Source organism: uncultured Chitinophaga sp. (assembly GCF_937874145.1).
Lineage (GTDB): Bacteria > Bacteroidota > Bacteroidia > Chitinophagales > Chitinophagaceae > Chitinophaga.
In genome coordinates, this window is the sequence record NZ_CALNBI010000240.1 from 1 (window position 1) to 1,945 (window position 1,945).

1 protein-coding gene and 1 pseudogene are annotated in these 1,945 nt (G+C 57.9%); both read right to left on the reverse strand.

Annotation, left to right across the window (positions count from 1 at the left end; translation table 11 throughout):
* On the reverse strand, positions 1 to 997 hold a 997-nt coding region (locus tag Q0510_RS11855), incomplete at its 3' end, for a RagB/SusD family nutrient uptake outer membrane protein (RefSeq protein ID WP_298711663.1).
* 11 nt (positions 998 to 1,008) lie between these two features.
* Positions 1,009 to 1,945: pseudogene (locus Q0510_RS11860) on the reverse strand (hypothetical protein); the annotation flags it as partial.

A 1,945-nucleotide genomic window follows, 5' to 3' on the forward strand; every position in this document is an offset into this window, starting at 1 on the left:
AGCCATTGGCGGATTGCGCGGGCTGGTACCAGATGTCGTAGTTATGGCCCGTGAGGTTGCCTGGCAGCGTAAAACCTTTTAGGAGAATGGTTTCCTTATCGCCGCCGTTCGGATTGGCAAACAGCATGCGGTAGTTTTCCGCCGCTTCTTCCGGCGAAGCCGGGTTGGCGCCATACAGCGCAAAAGCACCGGAACTGATGATGAGCTCGCTGGCCTGGATGCAGGCCGTGTAATACGCGGCGGCATCACCGGCCGACATGCCCACGAGCTTGTCTGTCACCGCAGGCCCCGACATGGGCGCCCTGCTCCAGAATTTCGCCACGGACGCGGCATGCAGCGCAGCGCGCGACTTCAGCGCAGCAGCGGTGTACTTCGTCACGCGGCGGCTTTTGCCGTCTCCCGGCTCAAGGTTGTCGATCGCCTGGTCGCAGAGCTCCATCACATAATCCCAGGTCGCCTTTTCCGTGCTGCGCGGTACTTTCAGGCTTTCCACGTCGCCGGTGTACTGCTGGGTTTGTTTGATCAGGGGAACGCCGCCATAGCGTTTCGCCAGCGCGAAATACGCGAAGGCCTTGATGAAGGCGCTTTCGCCGGTCAGCTTCTTTTTATCGGCTTCGATGATCTGCAGGGTGGGAATGGCGTCTGCCAGGAGGTTGACGTCGCGGATGAGCTTGTATCCCTGGTCCCACCAATGGAAATCGCCATCGCCCACGAAATCGCCGAATTCGGAATGTACGGCTTCGTCGGTCACCATCGCCGGCGCGAATCCGCCGTTATTGGGATCGCCGCCGTTCTGGTTGAAGCCGGCGCGGAAGAAAGCGAAGTCTTCCATCGGCAGCTGGTAATATAAATTGGCCATGTAAAGTTTCACGCCTTCGGGGTCGCCGAAGAGGTCTTCGGCCAGGATCTTATCGGTGGGCTTGAGGTCCAGCACCGACTTGCAGCTGAAGAGCATTACGGCCAGCAGGCATGTCAGTATTTTAGGAAAAGTCTGCATATAGTCCCGTTTTAGAAGTTTGCGTTAATGCCGAAGTTGTAGGTCCGCATGAGGGGATAATTGAACCCGGCGTTGAAGAGGCCTTCGAGCCTTTCGGGGTCGAAGGGTTTCACGAACGAATCGGCGAAAGTGAACAGGTTGAAGCCGCTGGCGTATACGCGGATGCGTTCGAGGCCTGCTTTGCGGTAGAGCTTCGCGGGAACGGTGTACCCCAGTTCCAGGCTCTTGAGGCGGAGGTACGAAGCGTTGCGGCGCCATACGGAGCTTTCGGCGTACATCATGCCTACGTTGTGGTTGAAGCGCGTAGCGGGCCATTTACCGGCGATCCACTCGCTGGAGGGATCGTAGGGATCTGCTTTATGCCAGCGGTCGAAGAAGTAAGCGGGCGTATTGCCACGGAAGGCCAGCACTTCGGCGTACACTTCGCTGAAGCGCACGGTGTACATGGCGGCACCCTGGAAGAGGACGTTCATGTCAAACCCTTTGTAGCTCGCGCCTAACGTTAAGCCGTAGTTGATCTTGGGATTTTTGCCGCTGGGGTTCTGGTTGTCGTTGGTTCCATTTTGCCCCAGCCAGAGCGGCAGCAGGTCGCCGTCGTTGATCACACCGTCGTTGTTGGTGTCCTGGTATTTGAAATCGCCGGGCAGCTCGCGCGAATTGGCGAGGTCGCCGCCCTGCAGCGGATAGCGGTCGATTTCCGACTGGCTCTGGAACTGGCCCAGGTAAGTATGCCCCCACACGATATCGTTGTAACGGTTGGTACGACCGTTGCGCCAGCGCTCGAAGCTGTTGCGCGGCAGGTCACCTTCCTGGTACAGGTTCATGATACGGGAATAGTTGAAGTTGGCGGAGATGTTATACTGAAACTCCCCGATCCGGTTGTTGTGCCCCACCGTGAAATCGAAACCCTGCACGATGTTGATATTGCGGTTCTCGCGGGTGGTGACT